Here is a 15,165-nt window from a genome sequence, read left to right as displayed (position 1 = left end):
TGCAAATTTAACCTTGAAAGTCTAATAGACCCTATATTATCATAAATATTTGCGAAATATTATTTACTCATGCCAACAACGCTGTTAAAATTTGGCCGCAATTCCTTATCTTAGATCCACATGTGAGAAGTTGCCAAAATGCTTAGAATCGCTAAAGAAGCTCTTACCTTTGATGACGTACTTTTAGTACCTGGTCATTCTACTGTTTTGCCACACACGGCAAATATTTCAACTCGCTTAACGCGTGGTATCAAACTTAACTTGCCGCTTATTTCAGCATCTATGGATACTGTTACAGAAGCTCGTTTAGCTATTGCCCTTGCGCAAGAAGGTGGTCTTGGTTTTATTCATAAAAACATGACTATTGAAGAACAAGCGAAAAACGTACGTAAAGTTAAAACCTACGAAGCAGGTATTGTTTCATACCCTGTAACGGTTACTGCCGATTTAACAATTGCAGATGCAATTGAGCTTTCGCACGAAAAAGGTTTTTCAGGCTTTCCGGTTACCGACAGCAATAATGTGCTTGTAGGCATTGTTACTAGTCGTGATATGCGTTTTGAAACTAAGCTTGAACAGCCTGTTTCTACCGTTATGACTAAAAAAGAAAAGCTTGTTACCGTTAAAGAGGGCGCAGCACGCGAAGAAATTTTAGGCTTAATGCACGAACACCGCATTGAAAAAATCCTTGTTGTTGATGATGAATTTAAACTCAAAGGCATGATCACAGTAAAAGATTACCAAAAAGCCCAAGACAAACCTGACGCATGTAAAGATGACCAAGGTCGTTTACGTGTAGGTGCTGCTGTAAGTGTTGGCGCAGGTACTGATGAGCGCATTGCTGCATTAGTAGAAGCGGGTATTGATGTTTTACTTATCGATACATCGCATGGTCACTCTCAAGGCGTTATTGACCGTGTTACTAAAACTCGCAAAGAGTACCCAGACTTACAAATTATTGCAGGTAACATTGCAACAGCTGAAGGTGCGATTGCACTAGCTGATGCCGGAGCGGATGCAGTTAAAGTAGGTATCGGCCCTGGTTCTATCTGTACTACACGTATTGTTACCGGTTGTGGCGTTCCACAAATTACCGCTATTTCAGATGCTGTTGAAGGCTTAAAAGGTCGCGACATTCCTGTTATTGCTGATGGTGGCATTCGTTTTTCTGGTGATATTGTTAAAGCACTTGTTGCTGGTGCATCGTGTGTAATGGTGGGCTCTCTTCTTGCTGGTACAGAAGAAGCACCAGGTGAAGTTGAATTGTACCAAGGCCGTTATTACAAATCTTACCGTGGTATGGGCTCATTGGGCGCGATGGATCAAAAAGAAGGTTCATCAGATCGTTACTTCCAAAAATCAAACGAAGCAGACAAGTTAGTACCTGAAGGTATTGAAGGTCGCGTAGCTTACAAAGGTCCTATTGCAACGATTATTCATCAGCAAGTAGGTGGCTTACGTAGTGCTATGGGCTTAACGGGTTGTGCAACAATTGAAGAGCTAAATACAAAACCACAATTTGTACGTGTTACTTCAGCAGGTATGGGTGAGTCGCATGTTCATGATGTGCAAATCACTAAAGAAGCACCAAATTACCGCTTAGGTTAAGCAGCGTAATTAATTTAATATACTGGGCTTGCTTTGCAAGCCCTCTTTTTAGTCGTTTACATTAACAAACGGCATTTAGCATCAGACTTTACGAGATACTCCATGAGCAAAGATATTCACGATTCACGAATTCTCATTTTAGACTTTGGTTCACAATACACTCAATTAATCGCCCGTCGTGTGCGTGAAATTGGTGTTTACTGTGAACTTTGGGCATGGGATGTGACTGAAGAGCAAATCCGCGAGTTCAACCCACAAGGTATTATTCTTTCTGGTGGTCCAGAATCAACAACACTTGAAAACAGCCCGCGCGCTCCTGAGTATGTATTTAATGCAGGCGTGCCTGTGCTAGGTATTTGCTACGGTATGCAAACAATGGCAGCTCAACTTGGTGGAAGTGTACACAGCTCTGATAAAAAAGAGTTTGGCTACGCACAAGTTGAAAAAGTAGGCAGCTGTGCATTATTTGATGCAATTGAAGACCATATTACTGATGGCGGCAACGGCATACTTGACGTATGGATGAGTCATGGCGATAAAGTAATGGACATTCCAGCTGATTTTACAACAACAGCTAAAACATCTACTTGTCCACATGCTGCAATGTCTAACGAAGAAAAGCGTTTTTACGGCGTACAATTTCACCCAGAAGTAACGCATACTCATCAAGGGTTACGTTTGCTTGAGCGTTTCGCTATTGATATTTGTGGCTGTGAAAAATTATGGACTCCTGCAAAAATCATTGATGATGCTATTGAGCGTATTAAAGAAACTGTAGGTGATGACGAAGTTATTTTAGGTCTCTCTGGTGGTGTTGATTCATCAGTTGTGGCTATGCTTATTCACCGTGCAATTGGCGCAAAGCTAACATGTGTATTTGTTGATAATGGTTTACTTCGTTTAAACGAAGGTCAGCAAGTGATGGACATGTTTGGTAATAAATTTGGCTTAAACATTGTAAAAGTTGAAGCTGAAGAGCAGTTTTTAAATGATTTAGCTGGTAAGTCAGACCCAGAAGATAAACGTAAAGCCATTGGTCACACGTTTATTAATGTATTTGATGAGCAAGCCAAAAAGCTTAAAAATGCGAAATGGTTAGCACAAGGTACAATTTATCCTGACGTCATTGAATCTGCGGCATCTGCCACAGGTAAAGCGCATGTTATTAAATCTCACCACAATGTGGGCGGATTACCAGATGACATGAAAATGGGCCTTGTTGAGCCATTGCGTGAATTATTCAAAGATGAAGTACGTAAAATTGGTCTAGAGCTAGGTTTACCGTACGACATGCTTTACCGTCATCCTTTCCCTGGACCAGGTTTAGGTGTACGTGTACTTGGCGAAATCAAAAAAGAGTACTGTGATTTACTACGCCGCGCAGATGCGATTTTCATCGAAGAGCTACACAAAGCTGAGCTTTATCATAAAGTAAGCCAAGCGTTTACTGTATTCTTACCAGTTAAATCGGTAGGGGTTATGGGCGATGCACGTAAGTACGATTGGGTTGTATCACTTCGTTGTGTAGAAACAATCGACTTTATGACAGCACGCTGGTCACATTTACCATATGAGTTTTTAGGTGTGGTTTCAAACCGTATCATTAACGAAATAGATGGTATTTCTCGTGTAGTTTACGATATTTCAGGTAAACCACCTGCAACTATCGAATGGGAATAATTAATTTTAGTTTTAATTAACTAATTTTAAGTGATTAAAAAACGGCGAATTAGCATGCTAATTCGCCGTTTTGTTTATTTAAAAAGCAGTTGAACTAAAAGAGTGATTTTTCTCTTTACCTTTGGCGAAACTTCTCTATAATTCGTCGTCATTGCAGGGGCGTAGTTCCAATTGGTAGAACAGCGGTCTCCAAAACCGATGGTTGGGAGTTCGAATCTCTCCGCCCCTGCCATTTCTTCTTTACATCGTTTTTATTACTTCTTATATTGTTCAAATGTCTAATCTACTGAGTTGTTATGCATCCACGTTACGCAGCTATTTTTGATATAGAAAATCTTGAACTCAATCAGCATTATTGTTCTCAAACAAATGACCAAGCAGATACTTTATCGCAAAGCACGACAGCTAGTTCTTTAACGATAAATGAGCAACTATTTGCAGACATTAAGCTCAGTGCAGGGGCTATTATTATAAATAGCGTTGTACAGGGTAGTGAGATGCAATTAAACAACAATCAGCTTACATTGCCAACCCCACAGCTCAACGCCTCTGAGAAGCGTGCTTTATGGGCTTTAATGAGTGAACACCTTGATAAACTTTAAATCAGTAGATGAAACTGCAATACCTCAATTAATGGCTATCGAAACAGCATGTCATAGCCATCCGTGGACTTTAAATACAATGAGTTCGTGTATAGGCGGGCGCTATTTTAATGTTGCCGCATTTGATGAGGTGAGCATGATTGGTTTTTATATTGGTGAAAAAGCAGGGCCTGATTTTACGCTTATGGATATTTGTGTAACACCAAGCCACCAGGGTAAGGGTATTGCAAGGCAGTTGTTAGCCCAGTTTATTGAATATGGTGAACAGCAAAATGCTGAAAACCTCTTTTTAGAAGTACGTGAATCTAATACGCGGGCTATTGCGCTATACGAGAACGCTGGCTTTACAGAGATGTCAGTGCGAAAAAACTACTATCCAAGTGATAATCCGGCCAAAAATGGCTTTGAAGACGCTATTTTAATGGGCATGGCATTAGGTTTAAACTTTTCATAATTAAAGTCGGTGGTTAGCGTTTTAAGCATAGAGCACTAACACACCGAACTTGTACTATTTTGTAAGTTTTCTTTTAGGTTACTTTGCCACTAATTGCTTGCTCAATGGCTGCTATTAATTTATTTACTAGCTCGTCTCTTGGCACTTTATTGTTACTTTTTAAATTTTCTTCAAGTGCCGCAGCGCTGTGATAAATTTCATCAAAATTAAAGCACCCAGAACTACCTTTAATACTGTGCGCTATACTTCTTAATGCTTCCCAGTCATTACAATGTTGCAGAGTTTTAACTTCTTCTAAATAAGTAGGTAAGTTGGCTAAATAGTTATCAGTAATTTGCTGAAACTTTTCGCTTTTTAATAAGCTGTCCCACTTATTTTGATTATCCTTTTCAAGATGTAGGTAGCTTACGAGTACATTTTCCAGAGCATCTTTATCAATAGGTTTAGCGAGTGCTTTGTTGCAACCAGCTTCTAGGTAAGTACCTATATCGTGGTTCATAACATTAGCAGTAAGGGCAATAATGGGGCCATCGTATGCTGCATGACGAAGCATTTTAGTCGCTTCTAATCCGCCCATTACAGGCATTTGCATATCCATTATAATAAGCTGGTAGTCATTAACGAGTGCCATTTCTACAGCTTGTGCGCCATTACTAGCAATATCGGGTTCAAGGCCCCAAGTTTGCAGTAATAATTTAATTAATAGTTGGTTATCAGGGTTATCCTCAGCGACTAAAATATTAGCCTCAAAGTTATTGGTCGCAAACGATAAGAGAGGGTCTTTCTCTGGTATTAACTGGCTTTCTTGCGTTAAAAACTCAAGCATTGGTTGATCATCAGATAACTGACACGACACCCTAATTGTAAAGCGGCTACCAACGCCAACTTCACTTTCAAGCGTTACATCGCCACCAAGTAACAGTGCTAAATTTTTAGAAATACACAACCCAAGGCCTGTACCACCAAAACGACGTGTGGTTGTGGCATCGGCTTGCTCAAACGGTTTAAACACACGCTCTATTTGATGCTCAGACATACCAATGCCGGTATCTTTAATTACAAATTCTAGCTTTTGACTTGCTTGTAAATAATGCACGCAAATAGACACACTGCCATTTTCGGTAAATTTAACAGCGTTATTTGCAATATTTATAAGTATTTGTTTTAAGCGGGTCACATCACTATAAATGGTGCGAGGTAGCGGCAGTTGGTAATCAATATTAAGGGTTAATTGTTTTTCTTGTGCCAGTGGTTGAATAATTGATTCAATGTCATGCACAAGCTGCACTACGTTTAACGCAGACAAATCGACAGCTAGCTTTTCAGCTTCAATTTTAGATAAGTCGAGTATATTATTTATTAATTCTAGTAAGTGTTTTGAATTACGTAAAATAGTGCTTAGATGTTGTTTGTCGTTGGCTACTTTGTCGTTGTGGAGTAATTGCTCTGTAAAGCCCATAATAGCCGTAAGTGGCGTTCGTATTTCGTGACTCATATTAGCTAAAAAACGACTTTTAAGCTGATTAGCTTGCTCGGCTTGGCCAATTGCAAGCTCTAGTTGGCTGTTCATGGCTTCAAGTGCTTTAGTACGACTTTCTACTTTATCTTCAAGGTGGTGTTTATATTCTTCAAGCTGCTGCTGGTAGTGTCTAATTTGATTAACCATGTGGTTAAAGTCGTTAAACAAAACACCCACTTCGTCATTTGTATGAGCTGGTAAGTGCACCGACAAATCGCCATCACCAACACGGTGGCTTGCAGCACCTAATAATTCAATTGGGTTAAGTAATAAATTACGTACCACTATAAAAATTAATATTGGCAGGGTGATTATCGAAATAATAACAATTAAGCCTGTTATTAAGCTTATGGCTTTACCAGATTGATAAAGCACACCTTTGGGAATGGTTGAAACGTAATAATATCCACCGGGCATTTGTACGGCAAAAATCATACGCTCTATTTTATCTATGCTTGAGAGTTCAATGGTAGAAAGCATGCCTATATCGGCAAGATCGTGTACTTGGTTAAGTTCATATTCGCTTATGTATTGGCCGCGCATGTTGTAGTCGGAGCTAAATAAAATTTTCCCGTCTTTGGTCAACATTAAATTAAGTGTGTTGTTATATGGCGCTTCTAAAATACTGGAGTTGAGTATTGAAGGCTCTATATGTATTACAATAAAACCAAGCTGCTGTGGACGTTTCAAGTAGTAATCAACGCTGTCAATTCGTTGAATGAAATATAAGCTCGTGGTGCCATCGTCCTTTTGAATCATAAATTGCTGTGTACTTAAATTACTTTGCAATACTCGATTAAAAAATGGATAGCTTTTAGGCGCTGTTGTTAGGTTATTAGAGTAGTAGGCATCACTTTTCCCACTTGCTGAAACTAAATTAATGCTAATTATATCTGGATAAGCTTCGCTGTAACTGGCAAATACATCCATAAGCGCGCCAAGTTTTCGGGTGTAATTACCGTTGGCACTAATATCGTTTGCTAAAAAGTCACTAAGTACTGGCGAATTTGAAAGTAGTTTTGCAGTAGAGTGAAAAGAGTCGATATAGTTGAATATTTTTTGCTGTTGTTGCTCAACAAAACGGCTCATTATTAAATCAGCTTGTTTTTGTGTTGAATTAGTGACATTGGTGAGCGTAAAGCCACCTAAAAATAGCAGTGGCAGAATAACAAGAGGTGTTATATACCATAATAATCTTATACTTAACTTACTGGTTTTCATGACCAAACGACTTATCCTCCATGCAATCTGCCAATAATATGCGTTACGACCTGATTACACAAGCTTATAGCGGTCTTGGTGGCTAAATTACAATCATTAGTTGCATGATCTTTAGCTCTTTTTTTTATGTTTAAGTTATTTAAATTTAACAAATCACACTGAATAATATCAATTCAGTGTTTAAAAACTTACATAGTTTTACATCTTTTAAAGTCAATAACTAAAGTTGATGCATTGCCAGGCGTGACATTAAAAGGACACGTTGACAGTCTAAGTCCAGCAAGTTACTCCACTATTGGTGCACATAATGCAACAGGCAACTTTACTAAAATAGCGCAGCGCCTACCGGTAAAGATTAGTTTAGATGCTAAGCAGCCTTTACTTAGTCAACTACGTGTTGGAATGTCGGTTGTACCTACTATTGATGTTGTTAAGTAACTACTCATTTTTCTTTAAACGATCTACGACTAAATTGTAAGTCGTTTAAATATCGCTTGCTGTACACATTTATTTTAAAGCTAAGATATTTTTAAGTAGATAGCACACTTTTATACCGACTCCTGTTACAATTGCCATTATTAAAAAATCAACTATTGACGCTTTATTATCAGCTGTTTGCAACGTGAAAATCAGCGAGAATAGTAGTTAATTACGATCAACATAACGGGTTTACTCGCAGACGCTTATTAAAATGCATTCAACCCCGCATATAAACTAAAAGAATTTATCAATGGCAGACCAGACTATTATCAATGAAATCAGCAAGCGAAGGACCTTTGCTATCATCTCGCATCCTGATGCCGCCCAGCCTTTCAACGCATAAAACCACCTTTCATTGCACACCACAATCACATCTCTACGTACTGAATTTAAAGGCTTTTTGTCTTTTTCTCGTTTCTTTGCTTTTCAATGATGTTCAAGCGTAACCTCGGAAAGTGTGTACAAACTTGAGTACAAATTCCGTTTTAGAGGTCTTTGGCGAAAATTCCATGATACAAACCTGGCTGTAGGCCTTGTCGTTACTGGGTTTGACGTAAAAAGTACTACCGTTAAAAAGAGTCTCTTTTTTTGGTAAATGTTTTCTTCTGTGCCAAATTACAAAATTTAATTAAGGGATTTATTGTTGGTGTAATTTTTGCTCTAGTGTTTGTTTTTGAAGATGCTTGAAGCGAACCAATACGGTTATTTCTAATTGAGATATCAGACTTACCTTCAAATTTAGTTGCTGTTTACACCATCATTTTGCACTTGTTTTTCGGCCTGTGTGTACAAAATTTCCTGTAACTGTGTACAAACTTCCTTTTTGTTGCACTTATCCTTCGGTTATTTGACGCGATTTCTTCTGTAGACCTTGTTGTATATGAGCTGAGCGACAAAAGTACTTAGGGGATTTGATGCGCTTGTTCGCGATTATCAGCTGGAGTATCGCTCTTTTGTTGATGATAAAAATCTTTGCCTTAATTATATGTAATTGTGTATCAGTTCATGGCTGTTGATATGCAATAGCTAATCAACTTTGTGCTTTTTGAGTTGGTATGATATAGTTTGGTATATAATATTTCTTCAGTGATGTATTAAGGTGTATCGAAATGAGCTATGTAACAGAGCAGATACTAGAAGGCCTTCGAGAAGCTCGGGTACGTAAAGGTTTTAGTCAAAGAGAGCTGAGCGCGCGTTCGGGTGTGCCGCAAAGCCATATTTCGAAAATCGAGTCTGGCGGTGTTGATTTAAGAATATCCAGTTTGATAGCTCTTGCCCGTGTACTTGACCTAGAGCTATTTGTTGCGCCTAAAAAATCTGTACCTGCCATCAAGTCGATCATTCAAAGTGGCCAAGGTATTAACGGCATCAGCGATGAGAGTGAGCCAATGTCGCCCGCATATCAGTTAGAGGAAGGCGACGATGACTAACCATGTCTCTACGCTCAACGTTTTGCTTTACGGTGAACCCATTGCAACGATCACCAACGTGGGCAATGACAGAACGCTTTTTGCCTTTATGGATTCGTACATTCATGACGAATCGCGTCCTGTATTAGGACTTGGATTTAAAGATTCGCTAGGAGGCTTGCTGACTAGCTTCAAACCGACCCAAACTAAGTTAACCCCGTTTTTCTCTAACCTTTTGCCAGAAGAAACCATGCGAAATTACCTAGCAGAGCGTGCCGGTGTTAATTCAGCGCGGGAGTTTTTTTTATTGTGGGTACTGGGACAGGATTTGGCAGGCGCAATCACGGTTGAGCCAGCAGATGGTGAAGCCTTACCACCTAATGTGCATCAAGACATAGAAGATGAGACGAAAACAGATGGGCCAATGCGTTTTTCATTAGCGGGAGTGCAGTTGAAGTTTTCAGCTGTGCAGCAGGCAAATGGCGGTTTGACGATCCCAGCAACCGGTCAAGGTGGCTCTTGGATTGTAAAATTACCGTCGTCTCGGTTTGAAGCTGTGCCAGAAAATGAATATTCGATGATGGAACTGGCTCGAATGTTGGGAATGGACGTGCCAGAAACGCAGCTACTCCCTATTAATCGGATTGCTAATATCCCCAATGGCATTGGCAAATTTGGTGACAGTGCGTTTGTGATTAAGCGTTTTGACCGTGCAGATGGTCAAGCTGTTCACATTGAAGACTTTGCGCAAGTGTTTGGTGTTTATCCTCAAGATAAATACAAAAAAGCCAGTATGCGCAATATTGCTCATGTTATCGGTATTGAAGGGCAAGACGAAGACATTGCTGAATTTACTCGCCGATTGGTGTTCAATACTCTAATTGGTAATGCTGATATGCATTTGAAGAATTGGTCTGTGATCTACAAAGATAAGCGCACAGCGTCTATTGCGCCTGCTTATGACTTCGTTTCAACCATTCCCTATATCCCAGATGATAGTGCATCGCTTAAGGTGAGCCGTAGCAAGAGATTCAGCGATTTCACGCTGGATGAGCTATCACACTTAGCGGCTAAAGCCATGTTGCCAGAAAAATTGGTGTTAGATACTGCAAAGCAAACTGTAGCAGGCTTCCATGAGGTATGGGCGAAAGAAAAAGCGCATTTACCCCTCACTAAGTCAGTGATTGAAGCCATCGAAATGCACTTACGAAGTATACCGCTACGCTGAACTCCTAGTAGCTAGAGCGTGCATATCGATAAAGATGGTTTAACTTAATGCGATTTTACGGCGCTTTTCGCCGTAAACTGGAAATTTGGTAAACTGCACAATGATACCGGTGTCTTGATAAGGCTGATCTTCTGAACAAATCATGCATCTTTCTGACCATCAACAAGTGATGAATCAGGCGATGATAGCTTTACATTGATTTTCAGGAGAATGCAGATGACAGCAGTAGCGCACCAGGTAACCCCTTTTCTAACATCTTACGAAGTGATGGCTCGTTACCACATTAGCTATACAACGCTCTGGCGAAGAATAAAAGATGGCAGCTTGCCGCAACCTCGTATCAACCGAAATACACGAAACAAGCTGTGGCACATTGAAGACCTAGAAGAGTATGAGAAGAAAGAGGATTGAGCCTCTTTCTTTTATTTTATTGTCCGAAACGCCAGTTGAATGGAAAGCCTGTCGGCTCGATGATGGTTTCTAGTTGTTGATACCAAACGTCGTAAGCATGACGCATTTCATCCAGGTACTGATATTGGTTGTAGATAGCATCCAACCCTTTTTTGCTGTGGCCAATCATCAACTCGGCAACTTCTTGCGTCGTGATGGCTAACATTCGCGTTCGCATCGTTCTGCGAAGGTCATGCATAGACCAGTGTTCCATCTCAATACCAAGCGACCTGCGAGCCCAGATTTTCACATTGTTAGGAATAGTGGTATCAAAGCCATTTGTGGCAAGCTCTTCTTGTCCGTTCGCGAAAAACAAGTAAGTTCAGGGCTTGGCAGGCGCATTTGATGTGAATCCTGTTCCGACGATTCAGAACATGGCAGCATGCTAGTAGCAAAATGCACTTTGTTATGATTCCTGGTGACTCAATGAAGACATTGGTTACGGTTTTTGCAGTAAAGTGAGCTAATGTAGTATTCGCACTTTATGAATATTACTTATGTGCCATTAGCGGCCACTCAATCTTGACACCAAGTGATCAAAAACCAATCGAATACGTTGTGGTACTGGACCACGTTGAGGGCGATAAATATATAACTCCCAAGGCACAGGCTCGACTTCTTCTAACACTCTCACAAGTTTCTCTTGGCGTAATAAGTCTTGGACCAAAAAGTCAGGAATTTGAGCAAACCCCAGTCCATTTTGTATAGCCATTAATTCAGCTTCGGTGTCGGCACTTCGAAAACGTGTTATGGATGGGGTCCACTGTCTGTCCATGGAAAAAATCCATGGCCAAAGCTTTCCCGTATTGCGATCTACTAACCCTGTAGCCGGCAAGTGGTTTAGATCTTCAATAGACGCAGGCTTTCCCACTCTATTTATTAACTCAGGCGAAGCCACGACATACATATTAATTTTGGTGAGCTGGCGGGCAATAAATCGACTATCTCTCATGAAGCCGATACGAATCCCAATATCTATTTTTTCGTCAACTACATCAACGCGTTCGTCACTAAGTGTCAGGTCTATATCCAGTTGAGGATGTATTGTTGAGAGTTCCAGTAATACTGGCATTAAGCATTTATGACCAAAACCAACAGGCGCTGCGATACGAACCCGCCCTTGTAATTCATTACCCGAGTTAGGGGCGCTTGTTTGAAACAATTCATCTACAGCGCGCAGGCGTTCTTTTGCTATCACAGCAAATTTTTCTCCAACTAGGGTCACTTGTATGTGTCGAGTATTTCGATGAAATAAAAGCTCCCCTTGCAATCGCTCTAACTCCTTCACTGCTCGTGTCACTGCCTGAGGAGAAATTCCCAGACGGTTAGCCGCTTCTTTAAAGCTGCTAGACTCAGCAGCAGTACAAAATATCCGGAGCATTTCTAATCTGTTAAGCATCACAGTCACATTCAGTTTTGATATGAATACATTAATACTATTCCATTTTTAGGAATTGTGAAATTAAAACTTTTCCATTTATTAATTTCTGAAGGTAAGTAATAATTTGTTTGATATTTAGACAGAGTCATTCATTCAACTGATTTGAGGATATTAACTATGAGCAGTGTTTTAGCAAACAACATCAGCAGTAAAGTCGTTGTTATCACCGGTGGTAGCAGCGGTTTAGGCGAAACAACAGCAAGATATCTGGCCAGTCTTGGTGCGTCAGTAGTGTTAGGTGCCCGCCGTATCGAGAAGCTTGAAGCTATTGCTGCTGACATTCGCTCAGCAGGCGGAAAAGTTGCGGTTCAAGCGACAGATGTGACTTGCCAGGACGAAGTCAAGGCCCTTGTAAATCTTGCACAGGAGCGCTTCGGTAAAGTTGATGTGGTTATTAATAATGCAGGGTTAATGGCTATTGCACCGTTAGCTGAGACTCGAGTTGACGAATGGGATCGCATGATTGACATCAACGTTAAAGGTCTGCTGTATGGAGTAGCCGCAGCGCTTCCGATCTTTCAGGCTCAGGGAACAGGCCACTTTATCAATATTTCTTCCGTAGCGGGTATCAAAGTATTCAGTCCCGGCGGCACGGTTTATAGCGGAACGAAATTCGCTGTTCGCGCTATTGCCGAAGGCTTACGCCATGAAGTTGGGGGTAAAATTCGTTCAACAATCATTTCACCAGGTGCAATCGAATCTGATTTAAAACATGGAAGTTCAGATACTCAGGGTGCAGCCTTTGTAAAAGATTTTTATCAGCAAAATGAAATTCCATCTGAATCTGTTGCTCGTGCTATCGCATACGCAATTGAGCAGCCTGCGGATGTGGATATCAACGAGATTGTTCTGCGCCCAACTGTTCAAGAGTTTTAATTCGTTTAATAAAAGACCTATTAACCAGCGGGTGATTTAACCACCCGCTGAATATTCAGTTTGTGAGGTTATTGATGACAGCGTTAAACAGACAAATGTGTGCTTTGGTATTAGATAGCTACGAAGAGGGTACAGTATTCCGGGATGCCCTGATTAACTTACCCTCTCCATCAGCAGGTCAGGTGCAAGTAAAAATATTTGCAAGTGGAGTCAATCCTATTGATTACAAGATCCGCCAAGGTATCGCTCCTTATGCCATGCCGGAATTACCCGCAGTACTTGGCACCGATTTAGCTGGAGAAATTGTTGCTATCGGCGACGGCGTCACCGACTTTGCAGTAGGCGATGCAGTTTATGGTCTGACTGGCGGAGTGCGAGGATTGCAAGGCTCATTGGCTGAATATGCCAACGTAGATGCTGAGTTACTTGCTCTCAAACCGAAAAATTTGTCCATGCGTGAAGCTGCGGCTTTACCTCTGGTTACACTTACCGCTTGGGAAGGTTTGGTTGACAAGGCGAATGTTAAAGCGGGCCAGAAAGTCCTTATCCAAGGTGGAGCTGGCGGAGTTGGGCATGTAGCTGTGCAAATTGCTAAGGCCTTAGGTGCCGACGTTTATGCCACTGCATCGACTGGAAAACAAGAACTGGTCAAGGCGCTTGGTGCCACGCCGATTGATTATCACACTGTAAGCCCTGCTGACTACGTGGACGCATACACCCAAGGCAAAGGATTCGATATCATTTACGACACTGTCGGTGGCTCTGTACTCGATGCCTCATTAGGTATCATTGCACATTATGGACATATTTTAAGTTGTGCTGCATTCAGCTCACATAACCTGGCACCGTCGTCATTACGCTCTGCAACATTGTCAGCGATTTTTGTGTTACACCCACAGCTCAGCGGAGAGGGGCGCAAACATCATGGTGACATTCTGCGGCAAATTACGGCTCTAGTTGAAGCTGGACAAATTAAGCCAATACTCGATCCGTTACGCTTCTCCCTTGACACGGCAATGGATGCACATAATGCTGTAGAGTTGGGGTCCATGGGTAAAGTAGTTATTGATGTAATTGCTTAAAAAGTCATTGTTGTAATTACTTAAAAAGTCATTGTTGTAATTACTTAAAAAGTCATTGTTGTAATTACTTAAAAAGTCATTGTTGAGGATGCATATGAGCCCAAGAAAACTAATTCGAACTGTTCGTTTCCATGAACTAGGTGGCCCCGAGGTATTAACTATTGACTCGCTGGCGAGTCCAAGTTTGCAGGCTACTGATGTACGCATTGCGGTCAAAGTTGTTGGGCTCAATCGTGCTGATGCCATGTTTAGGCGAGGCAGCTATATAGAAAAGGCTGACTTCCCTTCGCGAATCGGCTATGAAGCATCCGGGATAGTCATTGAAGTCGGGGAAGAGGTAAATCATTTACGCCTTGGGGACGAGGTTTGTATTGTCCCTCAGATGGGGCTTTCTCAGAACGGCTGCTACGCAGAAGAGATTGTCGTACCAAGTGAATATGTGGCACTCAAACCAGCAGGGCTAACCTTTGCTGAAGGTGCTGCAGCTTGGATGCAGTACCTGACAGCTTATGGCGCTTTGGTCGAAATTGCTAACGTGCAAAAAGGCGATGCAGTACTGATAACCGCCGCATCGAGCAGTGTTGGATTGGCTGCGATTCAAATTGTGAATGCTCTAGGGGGTATCCCTATCGCTACAACTCAAACAGGAGCTAAAAAGGCTGCTGTGCTCAAGGCTGGCGCGGCCCATGTGATTGCAACCCAAGAAGAACCGCTGCTGGATAGCTTGATAAGCATCTTGGGAGAAAACAATTTAAAAATCGCATTTGATGCTGTCGGTGGGCCGCAGATAGCTGAAATTGCTGAAGCAATGAGCCCTGAAGGAACAATAATAGTACACGGAGCATTAAGTCCCGAAACAACTCCTTTTCCCTTAAAAATAGCACTTCGTAAAAGTCTGACAGTTAGGGGATATGTGTTTACTGAAGTTATAAAAGACATCGAGCGTTTTCGCAGAGCAAAGCAATTTATCCACTCGGGTTTATCCAAGGGAACACTCAAGCCTGTCATTGATCGAAGCTTTAAATTTGAAGAGATAGTAGCAGCGCATCATTATCTGGAGTCAAATCAGCAGATTGGTAAAATAGTGGTCGAACTTGATTAACAGTTCGTAGCTT

12 protein-coding genes, 1 tRNA gene and 1 pseudogene are annotated in these 15,165 nt (G+C 41.2%); 11 read left to right on the top strand and 3 right to left on the bottom strand.

All coding sequences use genetic code 11. The annotated features are described in order from the left end of the window. Positions 1–138 precede the first annotated feature (138 nt). The 5 genes from guaB to rimI all read left to right on the top strand — a co-directional run bounded on the left by guaB (position 139) and on the right by rimI (position 4,344). Positions 139–1,608, top strand: coding sequence for an IMP dehydrogenase (gene guaB / locus I6F10_RS00160; protein WP_002958783.1), 1,470 nt, complete (start codon positions 139–141; stop codon positions 1,606–1,608). Between the two features lie 102 nt (positions 1,609–1,710). Continuing rightward, positions 1,711–3,288, top strand: a complete 1,578-nt coding sequence (guaA, locus tag I6F10_RS00155) for a glutamine-hydrolyzing GMP synthase (protein ID WP_002958782.1) — start codon at positions 1,711–1,713, stop codon at positions 3,286–3,288. Between the two features lie 155 nt (positions 3,289–3,443). Next, positions 3,444–3,520: transfer RNA gene (locus tag I6F10_RS00150), tRNA-Trp, on the top strand. A gap of 64 nt (positions 3,521–3,584) precedes the next feature. Next, positions 3,585–3,890 (top strand): hypothetical protein, encoded by a 306-nt coding sequence (locus I6F10_RS00145; RefSeq protein ID WP_197098114.1) that lies wholly within the window; start codon positions 3,585–3,587, stop codon positions 3,888–3,890. Continuing rightward, positions 3,877–4,344 (top strand): ribosomal protein S18-alanine N-acetyltransferase, encoded by a 468-nt coding sequence (rimI, locus tag I6F10_RS00140; protein ID WP_002958780.1) that lies wholly within the window; start codon positions 3,877–3,879, stop codon positions 4,342–4,344. The genes I6F10_RS00145 and rimI overlap by 14 nt, the downstream gene beginning before the upstream one ends. Before the next feature lie 73 nt (positions 4,345–4,417). Here rimI and I6F10_RS00135 read toward each other — a convergent pair whose 3' ends face one another. Then, on the bottom strand, positions 4,418–7,084 hold the full coding sequence (locus I6F10_RS00135; protein ID WP_024596082.1) for an ATP-binding protein: 2,667 nt from the start codon (positions 7,082–7,084) through the stop codon (positions 4,418–4,420). Positions 7,085–7,276: 192 nt separating this feature from the next. On the opposite strand from I6F10_RS00135, the gene I6F10_RS00130 reads away from it, so the two are divergent. The 3 genes from I6F10_RS00130 to I6F10_RS00120 all read left to right on the top strand — a co-directional run bounded on the left by I6F10_RS00130 (position 7,277) and on the right by I6F10_RS00120 (position 10,201). Then, the gene (locus I6F10_RS00130) at positions 7,277–7,522 is read left to right on the top strand and encodes an HlyD family secretion protein (RefSeq protein ID WP_442960854.1); all 246 of its coding nucleotides are present in this window, start codon (positions 7,277–7,279) and stop codon (positions 7,520–7,522) included. Between the two features lie 1,151 nt (positions 7,523–8,673). Then, positions 8,674–8,994: a helix-turn-helix domain-containing protein gene (locus I6F10_RS00125; protein ID WP_024606417.1), complete on the top strand. Its 321-nt coding sequence runs from the start codon at positions 8,674–8,676 to the stop codon at positions 8,992–8,994. Beyond that, positions 8,987–10,201, top strand: coding sequence for a type II toxin-antitoxin system HipA family toxin (locus tag I6F10_RS00120; RefSeq protein WP_197098110.1), 1,215 nt, complete (start codon positions 8,987–8,989; stop codon positions 10,199–10,201). Before I6F10_RS00125 ends, I6F10_RS00120 begins: the two co-directional genes overlap by 8 nt. Positions 10,202–10,628: 427 nt before the next feature. Here the strand turns inward: I6F10_RS00120 and I6F10_RS00115 are convergent. Then, positions 10,629–10,973: pseudogene (locus I6F10_RS00115) on the bottom strand (tyrosine-type recombinase/integrase); the annotation flags it as partial. 183 nt (positions 10,974–11,156) lie between these two features. Continuing rightward, entirely contained in the window at positions 11,157–12,050 is an 894-nt protein-coding gene (locus I6F10_RS00110) for a LysR family transcriptional regulator (RefSeq protein WP_197098108.1), read from the bottom strand. A gap of 159 nt (positions 12,051–12,209) precedes the next feature. On the opposite strand from I6F10_RS00110, the gene I6F10_RS00105 reads away from it, so the two are divergent. The 3 genes from I6F10_RS00105 (at position 12,210) to I6F10_RS00095 (ending at position 15,152) form a co-directional block, all read left to right on the top strand. Continuing rightward, positions 12,210–12,968: an SDR family oxidoreductase gene (locus I6F10_RS00105; RefSeq protein ID WP_197098106.1), complete on the top strand. Its 759-nt coding sequence runs from the start codon at positions 12,210–12,212 to the stop codon at positions 12,966–12,968. A gap of 74 nt (positions 12,969–13,042) precedes the next feature. Further along, the gene (locus tag I6F10_RS00100) at positions 13,043–14,050 is read left to right on the top strand and encodes a zinc-dependent alcohol dehydrogenase family protein (protein WP_197098104.1); all 1,008 of its coding nucleotides are present in this window, start codon (positions 13,043–13,045) and stop codon (positions 14,048–14,050) included. Between the two features lie 94 nt (positions 14,051–14,144). Continuing rightward, the gene (locus tag I6F10_RS00095) at positions 14,145–15,152 is read left to right on the top strand and encodes a zinc-dependent alcohol dehydrogenase family protein (RefSeq protein WP_197098102.1); all 1,008 of its coding nucleotides are present in this window, start codon (positions 14,145–14,147) and stop codon (positions 15,150–15,152) included. Positions 15,153–15,165: the final 13 nt, after the last annotated feature.

Origin of the sequence: Pseudoalteromonas sp. SWYJZ98 (assembly GCF_015864495.1) — a bacterium.
Classification (GTDB): Bacteria; Pseudomonadota; Gammaproteobacteria; order Enterobacterales; family Alteromonadaceae; genus Pseudoalteromonas; species Pseudoalteromonas distincta.
This window is presented reverse-complemented; position numbering and strand designations above follow the sequence as displayed.